Here is a 17,390-nt window from a genome sequence, read left to right on the forward strand (position 1 = left end):
CGGCAACCGGCACGTCCTTCCAGGCAAAACCTTCCTTCGACAGATCCTGCTTCAAAACGTTCAGCGCCGCTGCCTCGCCGCCAGACGTCCACCAGTGCAGCATCTGAACTTCTTTTACGTCAGCTGCCTGGGCGCCACCGAGGCCAGCCATCATCACGACGGCAATCGCCGCCGAGCTCAAAAACTTGCGCATGAATTTCCTCCCATTTGAAAATCGGCGGCGGGCCCTCCCTGCCGCCCGATGTTTTCCGCCGTTGCAGCGGTCGACATACGGCCGCGCTCCTCCGCGCGGTTGATAATTTAAAACGTTATAAGCGTGTAGTCGTCAAGCCCTTTCTCGACTCCCGAGAAAAATATGGTTATTTCACTATATATCTGATTTAGTTCGCTAAATTTTAAACAACTAACAAACCGTTAAAATTTAAAACGTTTTCATTCGTTGATTGCACCCTGGACTCATCATGTTATTGTATCCGCAATTCCAGCATGGAAAGCCCAGAGTGACCGAACCGTCCCGGCCGCAACGCGGCGAAAATCTCGAGATCACCCATAAGCGCAGCAAGCCGACCTTGCGAACGATCGCCACGATTGCCGGCCTTGCGGTGACGACGGTGTCACGGGCGCTCTCCGATGCGCCGCAGATTTCGCTGGAAACCCGCCAACGCGTCCACCGTATCGCCCGCGAGATCGGCTATCTCCCTGATCGGGCCGCGCAGCGTCTGAAGACAGGCCGTACCAATGTCATCGCCATCCTGCTCGATTCGCACGAGGAGGTCGTCGGTTTCAGCACCTCGATCATGTACGGTATCGCCAAGGCGCTGAAAGAAACCTCCTATCATCTCGTCGTCGCCCCGAACTTCCTGTCGACGACCGATGTCGAGGCGGCCGAATACATTATCCGCAACCACCTTGCCGACGGGCTGATCTTCACCCGAACCGAACCGCTCGACGCCCGCGTTCGCCTGCTGCTCGAAACCGGCTTTCCCTTCATCTGTCATGGCCGCACCGAATTTTCGACGCCGCATCCTTATGTCGACTACGACAATTTCACCTTTGCCTATGAGGCGACGCGCCGGCTGATCGCCAAGGAGCGCAGAAAGGTGGCGGTGATCCTGCCGCCGAAACGGCTGACCTTCTGCCAGCATATCCTGCACGGCTTCATGACCGCGGTGCGCGAGGCAGGCATCGCCTACGAGATCCCCGAAGCGGTCGATCTCGATACGCCGGCGGACGTGCTGCGCGATTTCATCTGCAGCCGCGCCGTCGCCGCGGATGCTCCCGAAGGGTTCATCTGTCCCGGCGAAGTCTCGGCTCTCGCCGTCATCAGCGGCATGAGCGACGCCGGCCGGACGCTCGCTGTCGATTACGATATCGTCGCCAAGGAAACGTCCCGCCTTCTTACCCAGCTGCAGCCGAAGGTCGATACGATTCACGAGGATCTCACAGCGGCCGGCGAGGATCTGGGGCGCATGCTGCTGCAGCGCATCAACAATTCCGATGCCCAGGATCTGCACCTGCTGCTGCCGCCGCAGATCAACTTTCCGATCGGCTAAACCCAACTCTGAAGCCTGGCGTCTTAAAACTATTTCCCTGACGCGTGATTTGCCCTAAAAGCACGCCGTAATCCGGTCGCAGCCCACCCGGTCAAAACAAGGGAATCCAAAATATGAAGACCATCGTCGTCTGCTCCGGCGGACTCGACTCCGTTTCGCTTGCGCACAAGATAGCAGCGGAAGAACAGCTTATCGGCCTCGTCTCCTTCGACTACGGCCAGCGCCATCGCAAGGAACTCGACTTCGCCGCGCGGTGCGCGGAACGCCTTGCCGTTCCCCATCATGTCATCGACATCGCAGCCATCGGCGGCCATCTCAGCGGATCGGCCCTGACCGACGATATCGAGGTTCCGGATGGCCACTATGCCGAGGAGAGCATGAAGGCCACTGTCGTGCCGAACCGCAATGCCATCATGCTGGCCATCGCATTCGGCTTAGCGGCCGCGCAGAAGGCAGATGCCGTTGCTGTTGCCGTGCATGGCGGCGACCACTTCATTTACCCCGACTGCCGCCCGGGCTTCATCGACGCCTTCCAGCGCATGCAGAACGAAGCGCTGGAAGGTTATGCCAGCGTCAAACTGCTTGCACCTTATGTCAACGTTTCCAAAGCGGCGATCGTGACCGACGGCGGGAAACACGGCACACCCTTTGCGGAAACCTGGTCTTGCTACAAAGGCGGCAGCCTCCATTGCGGCCGCTGCGGAACCTGCGTGGAACGCCGCGAAGCTTTCCATCTTGCCGGCGTGCCCGATCCGACGGAATACGACGACGATGACTTCTGGAAAGCGGCCGTGTCGCAATATTCCGCCACGGAGGTGCGTTGATGTACCGCATCACCAAGGAGTTTCATCTCTCCGCCTCGCACCAGCTGGATCACCTGCCTGCCGACCATCAATGTGCCAGGCTCCACGGCCACAACTACGTAGTGGTCGTCGAACTCGCCGCCGAAAACCTGAATGATGACGGCTTCGTTCGCGACTATCACGACCTTTCGCCGCTCAAGCGCTATATCGACGAAGCCCTCGATCATCGACATCTGAACGAGGTCTTCGGCCATTCGAAAGTCACCTCCGAATTCCTGGCCAGGCATTTTTACGACTGGTGCAAACAGCGCTTCCCCGAGACATCATCGGTGCGCGTCAGCGAGACGCCGAAGACGTGGGCGGAGTACAGGCCGTGAGCGGCGAGATCATCCGTGTCAGCGAGATCTTCGGCCCGACCATACAGGGCGAAGGCCAGTTGATCGGGGTGCCGACGGTGTTCGTCAGGACAGGCGGCTGCGACTACCGCTGCTCCTGGTGTGACAGTCTTCACGCGGTCGACAGCACGTTCCGGGATCAGTGGAGTGCCATGTCCGCCGAGGCGATCTGGCAGGAGGTCACGAAGCTCTCCGGAGGCAGGCCGCTGACGATTTCCCTTTCCGGAGGCAACCCGGCGATTCAGCCACTGGGGCCATTGATCGAGCTCGGCCATTCCCGAGGATACCGTTTCGCGCTGGAAACGCAGGGAAGCGTAGCGCGGGACTGGTTTCGCGATCTCGACATGCTGGTCTTGAGCCCCAAGCCGCCATCAAGCGGAATGTCGACCGATTGGGAGCAGGTGGACGACTGTATTCGGCTCGCCGCCGGCGGGCCGGAGATCACATTGAAGATCGTCGTCTTCGACGATACCGACTACCTCTTCGCGCAACAGGTGGGCGAGCGCTATCCCGATATTCCCTTGTTCCTTCAGCCGGGCAACCATACGCCGCCACCGCCCGATGATGACGACGCACGCGTCGATATCGACGGCGTGATGGATCGGATGCACTGGCTCATCGAGAAAGTGACGGCTGACCGGTGGTTTTCAATCCGCGTGCTGCCGCAACTGCATGTGCTGCTTTGGGGAAACAAACGGGGGGTATGAGCCTGCCTGCGCTATCCCTCCGGAAAGGCGAAGACATCGACAGGCTCGCCGAGCCCGCGTAGCGGGAAGGTGCCGAGGCTGTCCATATCTTTCGCGCAGCCCGCCATTTCGATGAAGGCCCGCGACAGCAGCACCGGGCGCTTGACCTCCTTGGTCAAGCTTTCCAGCCGCGAAGCAATATTGACCGCCGGCCCGATAACGGTGAAGTCCAGCCGTCGGCGGGAGCCGATATTGCCATACATGACGTCGCCGACATGGACGCCGACACCGTAGCGCAGAGGTTCGCGCCCCATGCGAATATGCTCCTCGTTCAATTCAGCCATCGCCGCCTGCCCCTCGCGGATCGCCTGCAGCAGATCGAGGCAGGCCGCCTCCTTGGCGAGAGGGAAGATCGCCAGCAATCCGTCTCCCATGAACTTCAGAATCTCGCCGCCATACCGTTCGACCGGGTCCGAGATCGCATCGAAATAATCGTTCAGCAGATGGATGACGTCATCACGCGGCCAGAGATCGGAGATCGCCGTAAAATCGCGCAGATCGCAGATCATGATCGCCGCGCCGACGGTGGCGCCACTGCCGCGCGTCGTCACGCCCGACAGGATCTGCTCGCTCGCATGCGGCCCCACATAGGTCTGCAGCAGCGTGCGCGCCATGATGTTCTTCAGCCTGATTTCACTGACAAGCGTCAACGCCGGCAAGAGATCGCGCAGGAAATCGACGTGCTTACTCGCAAAACCGCCCGCCCGGCTGGTGGAAAACGTCACGACGTGCCGTTTGCCGAAAGTATGCTCGAGCGGCCAGGCGATATATTCGGTAAGGCCATCGTCATGCAGTTCCTGATAGAATGAATCGCCGTCGGTTATGCTTTCCAGCTGCCTGCGAACCTCCTCGGTACCCTGGTGGATCGCGTTGATGGGACTCGTCAGGAACTCCGGCGTGTTTTCGACGCCATAGGCGAATGTATCGATCTTCGCCTCCGCCAGTCCCTCCTTCCAGAGAATGCGGGCACCGATCCATTGCGGGTGGTTCACCCTGAAATGCAGCGTCGCCCGCGCCACCGGCACCCCAGCCGCCAGCAGCTTCCCGCACATCTGCACCAGGATATTGTCGATGAAGCGCTCCGCGCGCGTCTCGTTCACCAGCCAGTCGAGAATCCGTCTCCTGCGGATCGGCCAGACGCCTTCGTCCGCTTCGGCGGCAGTTCCGGCCTTGTTTGGAAAAGACGACATTAAAAACTCCGCTACGCCACATCATCGGCGAGGATCGACTTCATTTCCGCTGAATGTGGGCGATGGGGAAGCAAATGATAAGGGCCCGACTGCGATAAAGCCTCAGAAATCCCAGTCCTCGTCCTCGGTCGCGACAGCCTTGCCAATCACATAGGAGGAACCGGAGCCGGAGAAGAAGTCGTGGTTCTCGTCGGCATTCGGCGAAAGCGCCGAGAGGATCGCCGGATTGACCTTGCAGGCCTCGGCCGGGAAAAGCGCCTCGTAGCCGAGGTTCATCAGCGCCTTGTTGGCATTGTAATGCAGGAATTTCTTGACGTCCTCGGTCAGCCCGACTCCGTCATAGAGCGCTTCGGTATATCGAGCCTCGTTGTCGTAGAGTTCGAGCAGCAGGTCGAAGACGAAATCTTTGATCTCTTGCCGCCTCTCCTCGCTGAGCCGCTCCAGCCCGCGCTGGAACTTGTAGCCGATATAATAACCGTGCACCGCTTCGTCACGGATGATCAGCCGGATCATGTCGGCCGTGTTGGTGAGCTTGGCGCGGCTTGACCAGTACATCGGCAGGTAGAAGCCGGAGTAGAACAGAAAGCTTTCGAGGAAGACGCTGGCGACCTTCTTTTTCAACGGGTCGCCGGAGCGATACTGCTCCATGATCAGCGCCGATTTCCGTTGCAGAAATTCGTTTTCCTCCGACCAGCGATAGGCATCGTCGACATCGGGCGTCGAGCACAGCGTCGAAAAGATCGAGGAATAGGAGCGCGCATGCACCGCCTCCATGAACGAGACGTTGGAAAGCACCGCCTCCTCATGCGGCGTTGCCGCATCCTCCATTAGCCTGATGGAGCCGACGCCGTTCTGGATGGTGTCGAGCAGCGTCAGCCCGGTGAAGACCCGGATAGTGAGCTGCTGCTCGGCCGGCGTCAGCGTCGCCCAGGATGGAATGTCGTTGGAAAGCGGCACTTTCTCCGGCAGCCAGAAATTGCCGGTCAACCGGTTCCAGACTTCGAGATCCTTGTCGTCCTCGACCCGGTTCCAGTTGATGGCGCGCACGCGGGACGCCGGTTTGATTTGCATGTTCATGAAGTTTCCCGGTCGGTTAGAGCGTGCAGGAGACACAGCCCTGCACCTCGGTGCCGGACAGCGCCATCTGGCGAAGGCGGATGTAGTAGATCGTCTTGATGCCCTTCTTCCAGGCATGGATCTGCGCCTTGTTGATGTCGCGGGTCGTTGCCGTGTCGCGGAAGAATAAGGTCAGCGACAGGCCTTGATCGACATGCTGGGTCGCCGCCGCATAGGTGTCGACGATCTTCTCCGGCCCGATCTCATAGGCGTCCTGATAATAATCGAGATTGTCGTTGGTCATGAACGGCGCCGGATAATAGACGCGGCCGATCTTGCCTTCCTTGCGGATTTCGATCTTCGAGACGATCGGATGGATCGAAGAGGTCGAGTGGTTGATGTAGGAGATCGACCCTGTCGGCGGTACTGCCTGCAGATTCTGGTTATAGAGACCGGAAGTCATCACCGCCTTCTTGAGAGCCGCCCAGTCCTCCTGCGTCGGAATATCGATGCCGGCAGTTTCGAACAGCGTCCTAACTTTCTCCGTCGCTGGCTTCCATTCCTGGCTCGTATATTTGTCGAAATATTCGCCGGAGGCATATTTCGAATTTTCGAAGCCCTTGAAGCTCGTGCCGCGTTCGACCGCGAGGAGGTTCGAGGCGCGGATTGCGTGGTAGGTCACCGTATAGAAATAGATATTGGTGAAATCGACGCCTTCCTCTGAGCCGTAAAAGATGCGTTCGCGGGCGAGATAACCGTGCAGGTTCATCTGCCCGAGGCCGATCGCATGGCTCTCGTCATTGCCCTTTTCGATCGAGGGAACCGAGGAGATATGGCTCATGTCGGACACGGCCGTCAGCGCCCGGATCGAGGTCTCGATCGTCTTGCCGAAATTGGCGGAATCCATCGCCGCGGCGATGTTCAGCGAGCCGAGATTGCAGGAAATATCCTTGCCGAGATGCTTGTAGGAGAGGTCGTCATTGTAGTCGCTCGCCTCGCTCACCTGCAGAATCTCCGAGCAGAGATTGCTCATCGAAATGCGCCCGGCGATCGGGTTCGCCCGGTTCACCGTGTCCTCGAACATGAGGTAGGGATAACCGCTCTCGAACTGGATTTCGGCGATCACCTGAAAGAATTCGCGCGCCTTGATCTTCTTCTTGGCGATGCGGGCGTCTGCCACCATCTCCCGGTAGTTTTCCGTCACCGAAATCTCGGTGAAGGGCACGCCATAGACGCGCTCGACGTCATAGGGCGAGAACAGGTACATGTCCTCGTTATTCCTCGCGAGTTCGAAGGTGATGTCAGGCACGACGACGCCGAGCGACAGCGTCTTGATGCGGATCTTCTCGTCGGCATTTTCGCGCTTGGTGTCGAGAAAACGCATGATATCGGGGTGATGGGCGTTGAGATAGACCGCGCCCGCGCCCTGGCGCGCGCCCAGTTGATTGGCATAGGAGAAGCTGTCTTCGAGCAGCTTCATCACCGGAATGATGCCCGACGACTGGTTTTCGATCTGTTTGATCGGCGCGCCGGCCTCGCGGATGTTCGTCAAAGACAGCGCCACGCCGCCGCCGCGCTTCGACAGCTGCAGCGCCGAATTGATCGACCGGCCGATCGATTCCATATTGTCCTCGACGCGCAGCAGGAAGCAGGAGACGAGCTCGCCGCGCTGTTTCTTGCCGGCATTAAGGAAGGTCGGCGTCGCCGGCTGGAAACGGCCGGAAATGATCTCCTCGACCACGTCGCGGGCAAGTGCCTCGTGCCCACGCGCCAAGGCCAGCGCCACCATGCAGATACGATCTTCGTAGCGTTCGAGATAACGCTTTCCGTCGAAGGTCTTCAACGTATAGCTGGTGTAATATTTGAAGGCGCCGAGGAAGGTCGGAAAGCGGAACTTCTTGGCATAGGCCTGGTCGAACAGGTCACGCACGAAATTGAAGGAATACTGGTCGAGAACCTCCTGCTCATAATAACCCTCGGTCACGAGGTAATCGAGCTTTTCCCGGAGATTGTGAAAGAACACCGTGTTCTGGTTCACATGCTGCAAAAAATACTGCTTCGCCGCCATGCGGTCCTTGTCGAGCTGGATCCTCCCCTCGTCGTCATAGAGGTTCAACATCGCGTTCAGCGCGTGGTAGTCGAGCGCTTCCGCCGCTTTCAAAGGGCGTTCGCCGGCGGGATGAGCAAAAGTGTTATGCGGTTTTGCGCCCGCATCCCGCGTCAGAGTTGTTCCCGTGTCCAAAATCGTTCCATTCCGTGTTTAACGTTGGCGACATCCGCTTCGGTGCCCAGCAGCTCGAACCTATAGAGGTACGGCACTTGGCATTTCTGTGAGATCACGTCGCCGGCGAGCCCATATGTCTCGCCGAAATTGCTGTTGCCCGCGGCGATCACGCCGCGGATGTGTCCTCGGCTCTCCGCATCGTTGAGGAAACGGATAACCTGCTTGGGAACGGCCCCCTTGCCCCCGTCGCCACTGTAGGTCGGCACAACAAGCACAAAGGGTTCACGGATACGGAATGCGTCTGCGGCACCTGTTGGAATGCGCGCCGCGCACATTCCAAGCTTGGCGACGAACCGATGGGTATTCTCGGACCGGCTGGAATAATAGACGATCAGCCCCATCGTTCGGCCTCGATCAGGAGAGCGCGCTGATCATGTCGGGACGGAAGCCGGCCCAATGCTGCTCGCCGGCGATGACGACGGGCGCCTGCATGTAGCCAAGGCTGCGGACGCGATCGAGCGCTTCGGCATCCTCGGAGATATCGACGATGTCATAAGCGACGCCCAGGCGGTCGAGGGCGCGGTAAGTGGCGGTACATTGGACGCAGGCCGGTTTGCTGTAGACGGTAATGGTCATGATATTCCTCGTGACGACGCGATTGGGACGCAGGGCATCGATCGGAAATCTCGCGATATCCGTCGAAACATTCTCTGATGGTTTGAACGATGCGGCCTGTTCAGCCGCCGGGCGTGATCCGCCCTCTGCTTAGCGCGGGTTGCGGCCTGAACTGAGATACTGACATGACTTCACCCCGAAGTGGCTCATGCGGAGGATCGAGCGGCCTTGCGAAACGCGACGCGGATATCATCCGCAGCCATGCAACGCGACCTTCCGGACTCCCCGCCCGTGGACGTTTTGTTCGAGGCAGGTCTCCTGGCTCACGGGTCAAAGCATCCTGCCCAGCCTTCCCGGAGCATTATGCTCCAGTGGCCTGAAATCGGACAGTTGCTCGCCGCTTACAGTTGCGGGGGCAGCTCCGGCATAGCCGCGCCATAATGGCGCAACGCACCGTATTCCCGTCTTAGCCTGCGATTCTCACGAATCGAAGGAACCTCGAACACTAGATATGGTACGCGAATCCAAATTCGCGTCAATGGATGGTTTGTGCATTGCGTTACGGCAGGTTTGAAATCACTGCATTCCTGTGAAAAACAGGGATAACGAAAGCTTAAGGAAAACAGGCGGTGGACAAGGCTCGAACGAAGAGAGCCGGTCTATGGCCGCTCTCAGTTTCATGACAAACCTCCCTCTCCGCCTCATCCTCGGCCTTGTGCCGCGGATCTACTGCCTATCGACCGGAGGCAGATGCCCGGGACAAGCCCGAGCATGACGAAAGAGGGGTTGGCGTCCGTTGTCAGCGGTCTACGGTGACGAGCGCCGCAAGGACGTTATCGGATGTTTACATCCTTACTCGAAGCAATCGCAGCGCGTTGATCGTCACCAGCACGGTGGCGCCGGTATCGGCGAGGATCGCCGGCCAGAGGCCGGTGATGCCGGCAATCGTCGTCACCAGGAACACCGCTTTCAGGCCGAGCGCGATGGTAATATTCTGCAGGATATTGCGCATCGTGCGTTTGGACAATTCGATCATCCTTGCCACGTCGCCGACGCGCCCGTGCAGCACGGCGGCATCCGCGGTCTCCAGCGCCACGTCGGTGCCGCCGCCCATGGCAATGCCGATATCGGCTGCGGCCAGCGCCGGCGCGTCGTTGATGCCGTCGCCGACCTTGGCGACGACGAAGCCCTCGCGCTTCAATTCGACGACGACCCGCTGCTTGTCCTCAGGCATCATCTCGCCGCGCCAGTCGATGCCGAGCATGCCGGCAACGGCTGCCGCCGTCCGCTTGTTGTCGCCTGTCAGCATCATCGCCTTGACGCCGGCTGATTTGAGCGTGGCAAGCCCGGCCTGCGCGTCCTCGCGCGGTTCGTCGCGCATGGCGATCAGCCCGGCCGCAACATTGTTGACCAGCAGCACCGAGACGCTCTTGCCCTCGTCGTTCAGGTCAGTGATGCGTGCCTCCTGTTCAGCACCGAGTGCGCCGCGTTCGCGGGCAGCGGGCGGCGACAAAAGATCCAGCGCCTCGCCGCCGGCTTTGCCGCTGACCCCCTTTCCCGGCAGCGCCTCCAGTTCGAAGGCCGGCGGCATGGGAACGCCGTCCGCCTTGGCGCGGTTGAGGATCGCCAGCGCCAGGGGATGGCTGGAGCCCTGCTCCAGCACCGCCGCGCGCGACAAGACTTGCGCCTCGCTCAATCCGAAAGAAATGATATCAGTCACCTGAGGTTTGCCTTCCGTCAGCGTGCCCGTCTTGTCGAAGGCGACCATCGTCACCTTGCCGAGCGTTTCCAGCACCGCGCCGCCCTTCATCAGCAGCCCGCGCCGCGCACCCGAAGAAAGCGAGGCGGCGATCGCCGCCGGCGTCGAGATGACAAGCGCGCAGGGGCAGCCGATCAAGAGGATGGCAAGGCCCTTATAGATCCATTCGCCCCACGACCCACCGAACAACAGCGGCGGAACGATCGCGACAAGTGCGGCGACCACCACCACGCCGGGCGTGTAATAGCGCGAGAACCGATCGATGAAGCGTTCGGTCGGCGCCTTCGATTCCTGCGCTTCCTCCACCAGCTTGACGATACGGGCGATGGTATTGTCGGCTGCGGCCGCGGTGACGCGAACCCTGAGCACCGCATCGCCATTCACGGTTCCGGCAAACACAACGGCATCGACGCCCTTGCGCACCGGCGTACTCTCGCCCGTCACCGGCGCCTCATCGATCGCGCTCTCGCCTGAAATGATAACGCCGTCCGCCGAGATACGATCGCCAGGACGCACCATGATAATCGCGCCGACGGCAAGGCTTTCCGCCGGCACCTCCCGCGTCTGGCCATTGTCTTCGAGCAGCGCGCTCTTCGGCACCAGGGCCGTCAGCGACTGGATGCTTTCGCGCGCCTTGCCCGCAGCCACCCCTTCCAGCAATTCGCCGACGAGGAACAGGAACACGACAGTTGCCGCCTCTTCGCCTGCATTGATGATGACCGCGCCGACGGCGGCGATCGTCATCAGCATCTCGATCGAAAACGGCGTGCCGGAGAGAGCCGCCATGACGGCGCGCCGCGCGATCGGCACCAGCCCGACCAGCATGGCCACGATGAAGGCATAGGATGCGATCGCCGGCACCAGATGGTCGATAGCATAGGCAGCAACGAGTGCGGCACCCGAAAGGATGGTCAGCCGCCCCTTCTTGCTCTGCCACCAGGGACCGGTCATCGGCGCATGGTCGTGCCCATGCAGCCCCTCGATTTCCTTCTGGCCATGGTCGTGGTCATGATCGTGACCTGCGTGATCATGGCTGGCATGATCGTGATCTCCATGGTCATGGCCCGCATGATCGCCATGATCATGTCCGTGGTCGTGATGATCGTGTGCGCCGTGGCCTTTCGCCGGCGTCGTGCTTCCGGCAAAGGGCGAGACCGAATAGCCGAGCCCCGTCACCTTCTTCTCGATCGCCTTGAGATCGCTGTTGCCGTCGTGCCGGACGGTCATCGTTCCCGCCATCACCGAGACCGAAACATCGGCGACACCCGCCACGCGCCTGACGGCCGTGTCGATCTTGGTCGCGCAGGCGGCGCAATCCATACCGCCAACCCGGTATCGTGTCTCGTTCGTCTCAGCCATGAACCGCTTCCTTGTCAAACAGAAGCATCCCTCCTACATCCTCTAGCGGCTAGAGGTGCAAGAGGAAAATCATGAAAAAGATCACGATCGGCGAAGCTGCACGCCAAAGCGGCGTCAAGGTGCCGACGGTGCGCTATTATGAGAGCATCGGCCTGCTTGCGGCCCCGAGCCGCAGCGAAGGCAACCAGCGCTCCTTCGAGCCTGCCGATATCAACCGCCTCGCCTTCATCCGCCACGCCCGTGAATTGGGCTTCGAAATCGAGGCCATCCGCGCGCTGCTCACGCTGCAGGATGATCCGCACCAGTCCTGCGCCTCGGCCGATGCCATCGCCAAGGCCCGCCTTATTGAAGTCGAGCAACGCATCCGCAGCCTGATGGCTTTGAAGGCCGAACTGGAAACCATGGTGGAAGGCTGCGGCCACGGCCGCGTCGACCAATGCCGCGTCATCGAGGTTCTCGCCGATCACGGCCAGTGCACCCATCCGCACCACTGATTTCCATCCTTGCAGGCAAGGCGCGCCCGCGCCAAAACTGCACGCAGAAAGAATCAGGCGAAGACATCCATGAACCAGAAGCGGATCGCGATTATCGGTGGCGGCCCGGCCGGCCTTGCGGCTGCCGAGCTGCTTTCGCTGTCCGGCCATGCGGTGACGGTCTATGACGCCATGCCGACCTTCGCTCGCAAGTTCCTGCTGGCCGGAAAGTCGGGTCTCAACATCACCCATTCCGAGGACTATGGCCGTTTCACCACGCGCTTCGGTGCGGCAGCCGCCCGCCTGCGCCCCGCGCTTGATGCCTTTACCCCCGATGATATCAGAGATTGGGCAGCAGAGCTCGGGACAGAGACCTTCGTCGGCTCGTCCGGCCGGGTTTTTCCGAAGGTGATGAAGGCCTCTCCCTTGCTGCGTGCCTGGCTCAGGCGGCTGGAGACGCAAGGGACCACGCTTCGCACCCGCCACCGCTGGATCGGTTTTGCCGAAGAGGGTTTTGCCTTTGAAACGCCCGAGAGGCGGCGCATCGTCGATTGCGACGCGGCCCTGCTGGCGCTCGGCGGCGCAAGCTGGCCGCGCCTCGGCTCGGATGCGCGCTGGCAGCCCTGGCTATCGGAGCGGGGCGTTGATATCGACGCTTTTAAACCCGCCAATTGCGGCTTCGTCGTCGACTGGAGCGAAAGCTTCCGCGCACGTTTCGCCGGCGAGCCGGTAAAATCGGTCACCGCCACATCCGAAGCCGGTACCTTTCCCGGTGAATTCGTCATCACCACAAGCGGTATCGAGGGCAGCCTCGTTTATGCCAATGCCGCAGCACTGCGCGACCGACTGCAGAGCCACGGCGACGCCGCCCTGACACTCGATCTCGCACCGGGCCGAACGGCCGAAAGGCTGACCCGCGACCTGGCGCGGCAGGACGCCAAATCGAGTTTTTCAAACCGCCTGCGCAAGGGCGCGGGCCTCGACGGCGTCAAGGCGGCGCTGCTGCGGGAATTCACGCCGGAGTGTGACCGACGCGACCCCGAACGCCTGGCCGCTATGATCAAGGCCCTGCCGCTTCCGGTTCTCGAAACCCGGCCGATCGGCGAGGCGATCTCCTCGGCCGGCGGCATCCGCTGGAGCGGCATCGACGACAGCTATATGTTGAAGGTGCTGCCCGGCATCTTCGTCGCCGGCGAGATGCTCGACTGGGAGGCGCCGACTGGCGGCTATCTCCTCACTGCCTGCCTGGCGACCGGCCGGGCCGCGGCACGCGGCATCGAAGCCTGGCTGCAAGGCACTGGCGCTCGCCAGCACTGAGGCAGCAAACAAGCCCTTCCTTCGATCAGGCCGAGGCTGGATGAAATGTCATGACAAGGCCGTTCATGCAGTAGCGAAGCCCGGTTGGCTTCGGACCATCATCGAAGACGTGGCCGAGATGGCCGCCACAACGGCCGCAATGGACTGCCGTGCGCGCCATGCCGAACGTCGTGTCGTTGGTGGTGCCGACGGCATGGTCGAGCGGTGCCCAAAAGCTCGGCCAGCCGGTGCCGCTGTCGAATTTGGTCGCCGAGGAAAAGAGCTTTTGGTCGCAGCCGGCACAGGCGAAATTGCCCTTCCGCTCCTCATGCAGCAGGGCGCTGGTGAAGGGAGCCTCCGTCCCCTCCTGACGCAGGATGACAAATTGATCCGTCGTCAGCAGCTTGCGCCATTCCTCCTCGGTGTGCGTCACCGCAAACGTCTCGCCGGCGATCGCCTTGCCGGCCCCCAAGCGAACCGTAAGCGCTCCGAAAGCGGCACCCATCAGCAACAATCGTCTGTTTAACATGGTCGGGATCTCCTCGCCTTGCACATCTGTTTCTGCACAGGATTACGGGCGAGAGCGGTCTTTTGTTACACTCTCTGCGTCCAAACACCGAAATGTGATTCCGCCACCTTCGTCTGGAAAACCCGCACGCTGATGACCGTCAGGGCCGGCTGATTGCAAACCGGCCGCTTTTCCATCAGACTATGCTGAAGTTCCGTGGGAGGAGCAGATGCACGAACACTCAGCACACGCCGAGCATGTCTACACCTCTGCCCAGCGCGATTCCGCCGCGGCGAGTTCCCCCGTTGTCGCCTCCTGGCGGCGATGCATGACCATGCACCAGCTCGCTCCGGAGGACGAACGGGCGCCGCTGCGCGTTACCGATGAAGAATTCCGGCGTGCCCGCGAACAGTCCGGGCAACTGATCGCCAGCGCGACCGAAGAGCTCGATCGTCTCTTTACCACCGTTGGCAAGGCCGGTTGCTGCCTGCTTCTGACCGACAGGAACGGCATTGCATTGGAGCGTCGGGGTGCCGCTGGCGACGACAAGGAGTTCCACGAACTCGGCCTCTGGACCGGCTCCGTCTGGACCGAGGCGAGCATTGGCACCAACGGCATTGGCACCGCCCTTGCCGACGAGCGTGCCGTCGCCATCTTCCGCGATCAACATTTCTTCTGCGCAAATACCAGCCTCAGCTGCACGACGGCGCCGATCCGCGATCATCGTGGCCGGGTGGCCGCAGCCCTCGATATCTCCACCTGCCGTGAAGACGTCAACGAGATGACGCTGACGATCCTGACGCAGACCGTGCGCGATGCGGCAATGCGCATCGAGCTCAACCTCTTCCGCTCGGCCTTTCCCAGCGCCCGTTTCCTGATGGTCCCGGCCGGCGTCAATTCCGGCGCCGCCCTGCTTGCCGTCGACCGGCATGACCTCGTGCTCGGGGCAACACGCGCCGCCCGCATCGCGCTGCAGCTGGACGATAGGCGCATTGCGGCCGGCATTCCGGCCGCCGATGCCCTGCATGAGGCCGGCGTCTCGCAGCAGGAAGAGATCGTCGAAGCGGAAAAGGCAGCCCTGCTGCGGGCGTTGTCGCGCACCAGCGGAAACGTCTCGCAGGCGGCCGCCGCCCTCGGCATAAGCCGCGCCACCCTGCACCGGAAAATGAAGAAGTTCGACCTTCACTGACCAGCCGCCCGAAAGTTCCACCGATACCGTCGATCGCGACGCGACCTGTCGCATGTCTGCGACACTGTGCGGTGCGGTATTGAAGAGCCGCCCTGTTCCCTCCGCCAAAACATGCACATTTTCCTCCCACTGGTTCGCTTCGGAACCTGGTTCATCAAGGGAGGATGACATGCTTCATCAGAAAATCGTCGAGTCGCCGTTCAAGCTGAAATACGGCAACTATATCGGCGGCGAATGGCGCGAGCCCGTCGAAGGCAAATACTTCGAAAACCTCACGCCCGTCACCGGCGGCAAGCTCTGCGACATTCCCCGCTCCAATGAAAAGGACATCAATCTCGCACTCGACGCCGCTCATGCGGCAAAGGAAAAATGGGGCCGCACCTCGGTTGCAGAACGCTCCAATATCCTCATGAAGATCGCCCAGCGCATGGAAGATAAGCTGGAATTGCTTGCTCAGGCCGAGACCTGGGATAACGGAAAACCGATCCGCGAAACCATGGCGGCAGACATTCCACTGGCGATCGACCACTTCCGCTACTTCGCTTCCTGCATCCGCGCCCAGGAAGGTTCGATCGGTGAGATCGACCACGATACCGTCGCCTATCACTTCCACGAACCCCTCGGCGTCGTCGGCCAGATCATTCCCTGGAACTTCCCGATCCTGATGGCCACTTGGAAGCTCGCTCCGGCGCTGGCCGCCGGCAACTGCGTCGTACTGAAGCCTGCCGAGCAGACCCCGGCCTCGATCCTGGTCTGGGCCGAACTGGTCGGCGATCTCCTGCCGCCCGGCGTGCTCAACATCGTCAACGGCTTCGGCCTCGAAGCCGGCAAGCCGCTGGCGACCAGCCCGCGCGTCGCCAAAATCGCCTTCACCGGCGAGACGACCACCGGCCGGCTCATCATGCAATATGCCAGCCAGAACCTCATTCCGGTGACGCTGGAACTCGGCGGCAAATCGCCGAATATCTTCTTCGCCGATGTGATGGCCGAGGACGACGATTTCCTCGACAAGGCGCTCGAAGGGTTTGCGATGTTTGCCCTCAACCAGGGCGAAGTCTGCACCTGCCCAAGCCGCGCCCTCGTCCAGGAATCGATCTACGACCGCTTCATGGAAAAGGCCGTCAAACGCGTCGAGGCGATCAAGCAGGGCAACCCGCTCGACAGCGCGACGATGATCGGTGCCCAGGCTTCGACGGAGCAGCTGGAAAAGATCCTCGCTTATCTCGACATCGGCAGGCAGGAAGGCGCCGAGGTTCTGACCGGCGGCTCGCGCAACGACCTCGGTGGCGATCTGGCGAACGGCTATTACGTCAAGCCGACGATCTTCAAGGGCCACAACAAGATGCGTGTGTTCCAGGAGGAAATCTTCGGACCGGTGGTCTCGGTCACGACCTTCAAGAACGAGAAGGAGGCGCTTGAAATCGCCAACGACACGCTTTACGGCCTCGGCGCCGGCGTCTGGAGCCGAGACGCCAATCGATGCTACCGCTTCGGCCGCGAGATCCAGGCCGGCCGCGTCTGGACCAACTGCTACCATGCCTACCCGGCCCATGCCGCCTTCGGCGGCTACAAGCAGTCCGGCATCGGCCGTGAAACCCATAAGATGATGCTTGAGCATTATCAGCAGACCAAGAACATGCTGGTGAGCTACAGCCCGAAGGCGCTCGGTTTCTTCTGAGAAACTCGCATGGTGAGAGGGAGGGTCAAAACCCCTCCCCAACCCTTGTGGGGAGGGGTTGGGGAGGGGACTTCTTCCTCCCGAAACTTTTGGAGGAAAACCGATGGAAACCACCGTCAACGGCGAACCGCGTGTTCTCGCAACCGACGCCGCTCTCGACTTGATCGCAGAGATCAAACGGGATCATTCCGATATTCTCTTCCACCAGTCCGGCGGCTGCTGCGACGGCTCGTCGCCGATGTGTTATCCCGCCAATGAATTCATGATCGGCGACAGCGACGTCAAACTCGGCGAGATCGGCGGCGTGCCGGTCTATATCAGTGCCAGCCAGTTCGAGGCCTGGAAGCATACGCAACTGATCATCGACGTCGTTCCCGGCCGCGGCGGCATGTTCTCGCTCGACAACGGTCGCGAGAAACGCTTCCTCACTCGCTCCCGCCTCTTCGGCGGCGGCGAGACCTGCGCCGTCCCTGATGTGACGGTCAAGGCGGTCTGACGCATGTCGCCCCGAAGTGTGCAGCGGTTCCGGGATAACGACATGCATAA

General features: G+C 61.0%; 16 protein-coding genes, 1 pseudogene and 1 riboswitch. Of the genes and pseudogenes, 9 read left to right on the plus strand and 8 right to left on the minus strand.

All coding sequences use genetic code 11. The annotated features are described in order from the left end of the window. Positions 1–193: pseudogene (locus tag HJB82_RS31115) on the minus strand (sugar ABC transporter substrate-binding protein); the annotation flags it as partial. A gap of 307 nt (positions 194–500) precedes the next feature. On the opposite strand from HJB82_RS31115, the gene HJB82_RS31120 reads away from it, so the two are divergent. The 4 genes from HJB82_RS31120 (at position 501) to queE (ending at position 3,458) form a co-directional block, all read left to right on the plus strand. Next, on the plus strand, positions 501–1,553 hold the full coding sequence (locus HJB82_RS31120) for a LacI family transcriptional regulator (protein WP_221117907.1): 1,053 nt from the start codon (positions 501–503) through the stop codon (positions 1,551–1,553). Positions 1,554–1,666: 113 nt separating this feature from the next. Continuing rightward, the gene (gene queC, locus HJB82_RS31125) at positions 1,667–2,377 is read left to right on the plus strand and encodes a 7-cyano-7-deazaguanine synthase QueC (RefSeq protein WP_207581920.1); all 711 of its coding nucleotides are present in this window, start codon (positions 1,667–1,669) and stop codon (positions 2,375–2,377) included. Next, positions 2,377–2,733 carry a 6-carboxytetrahydropterin synthase QueD gene (queD, locus tag HJB82_RS31130; protein ID WP_207581921.1) on the plus strand — a complete coding sequence of 119 codons (357 nt, stop codon included), beginning with the start codon at positions 2,377–2,379 and terminating at the stop codon, positions 2,731–2,733. The genes queC and queD overlap by 1 nt, the downstream gene beginning before the upstream one ends. Then, complete coding sequence (gene queE / locus HJB82_RS31135) at positions 2,730–3,458, plus strand: 7-carboxy-7-deazaguanine synthase QueE (protein WP_221117908.1); 729 nt, start codon at positions 2,730–2,732, stop codon at positions 3,456–3,458. Before queD ends, queE begins: the two co-directional genes overlap by 4 nt. Before the next feature lie 11 nt (positions 3,459–3,469). On the opposite strand, the gene HJB82_RS31140 is transcribed toward queE, so the two are convergent. The 6 genes from HJB82_RS31140 to HJB82_RS31165 all read right to left on the minus strand — a co-directional run bounded on the left by HJB82_RS31140 (position 3,470) and on the right by HJB82_RS31165 (position 11,700). Next, a complete protein-coding gene (locus tag HJB82_RS31140; protein ID WP_207581923.1) occupies positions 3,470–4,687 on the minus strand; it encodes an adenylate/guanylate cyclase domain-containing protein in 1,218 nt (405 codons plus the stop codon). Between the two features lie 102 nt (positions 4,688–4,789). Beyond that, positions 4,790–5,764: a class 1b ribonucleoside-diphosphate reductase subunit beta gene (nrdF, locus tag HJB82_RS31145; protein ID WP_207581924.1), complete on the minus strand. Its 975-nt coding sequence runs from the start codon at positions 5,762–5,764 to the stop codon at positions 4,790–4,792. Positions 5,765–5,780: 16 nt separating this feature from the next. Then, positions 5,781–7,985, minus strand: a complete 2,205-nt coding sequence (nrdE, locus tag HJB82_RS31150; protein WP_221117909.1) for a class 1b ribonucleoside-diphosphate reductase subunit alpha — start codon at positions 7,983–7,985, stop codon at positions 5,781–5,783. Continuing rightward, on the minus strand, positions 7,964–8,368 hold the full coding sequence (nrdI, locus tag HJB82_RS31155) for a class Ib ribonucleoside-diphosphate reductase assembly flavoprotein NrdI (protein ID WP_207581926.1): 405 nt from the start codon (positions 8,366–8,368) through the stop codon (positions 7,964–7,966). The genes nrdE and nrdI overlap by 22 nt, the downstream gene beginning before the upstream one ends. A 13-nt stretch (positions 8,369–8,381) precedes the next feature. Continuing rightward, positions 8,382–8,603 carry a glutaredoxin-like protein NrdH gene (gene nrdH / locus HJB82_RS31160; RefSeq protein ID WP_007631990.1) on the minus strand — a complete coding sequence of 74 codons (222 nt, stop codon included), beginning with the start codon at positions 8,601–8,603 and terminating at the stop codon, positions 8,382–8,384. Positions 8,604–8,872: 269 nt separating this feature from the next. Then, positions 8,873–9,098: riboswitch (cobalamin riboswitch) on the minus strand. Positions 9,099–9,426: 328 nt separating this feature from the next. Then, positions 9,427–11,700, minus strand: a complete 2,274-nt coding sequence (locus tag HJB82_RS31165) for a heavy metal translocating P-type ATPase (protein WP_221142352.1) — start codon at positions 11,698–11,700, stop codon at positions 9,427–9,429. Between the two features lie 71 nt (positions 11,701–11,771). Here HJB82_RS31165 and HJB82_RS31170 point away from each other — a divergent pair, with 71 nt between their 5' ends. Next, on the plus strand, positions 11,772–12,194 hold the full coding sequence (locus tag HJB82_RS31170) for a helix-turn-helix domain-containing protein (RefSeq protein WP_207581928.1): 423 nt from the start codon (positions 11,772–11,774) through the stop codon (positions 12,192–12,194). A 69-nt stretch (positions 12,195–12,263) separates the two neighbouring features. Then, positions 12,264–13,490 carry a TIGR03862 family flavoprotein gene (locus HJB82_RS31175; protein ID WP_221142353.1) on the plus strand — a complete coding sequence of 409 codons (1,227 nt, stop codon included), beginning with the start codon at positions 12,264–12,266 and terminating at the stop codon, positions 13,488–13,490. A 25-nt stretch (positions 13,491–13,515) separates the two neighbouring features. Here the strand turns inward: HJB82_RS31175 and msrB are convergent, their stop codons facing one another. Then, positions 13,516–13,998 carry a peptide-methionine (R)-S-oxide reductase MsrB gene (gene msrB / locus HJB82_RS31180; protein WP_221142354.1) on the minus strand — a complete coding sequence of 161 codons (483 nt, stop codon included), beginning with the start codon at positions 13,996–13,998 and terminating at the stop codon, positions 13,516–13,518. 208 nt (positions 13,999–14,206) lie between these two features. Between msrB and HJB82_RS31185 the strand changes: the two genes are divergently transcribed. The 3 genes from HJB82_RS31185 to HJB82_RS31195 all read left to right on the plus strand — a co-directional run bounded on the left by HJB82_RS31185 (position 14,207) and on the right by HJB82_RS31195 (position 17,340). Beyond that, positions 14,207–15,166, plus strand: coding sequence for a helix-turn-helix domain-containing protein (locus tag HJB82_RS31185; protein ID WP_207581931.1), 960 nt, complete (start codon positions 14,207–14,209; stop codon positions 15,164–15,166). Positions 15,167–15,335: 169 nt separating this feature from the next. Further along, complete coding sequence (gene adh, locus HJB82_RS31190; RefSeq protein ID WP_207581932.1) at positions 15,336–16,844, plus strand: aldehyde dehydrogenase; 1,509 nt, start codon at positions 15,336–15,338, stop codon at positions 16,842–16,844. Positions 16,845–16,947: 103 nt separating this feature from the next. Then, a complete protein-coding gene (locus HJB82_RS31195) occupies positions 16,948–17,340 on the plus strand; it encodes a DUF779 domain-containing protein (protein WP_221117914.1) in 393 nt (130 codons plus the stop codon). Positions 17,341–17,390: the final 50 nt, after the last annotated feature.

Source organism: Rhizobium sp. NZLR10 (genome assembly GCF_019685125.1).
GTDB lineage: Bacteria > Pseudomonadota > Alphaproteobacteria > Rhizobiales > Rhizobiaceae > Rhizobium.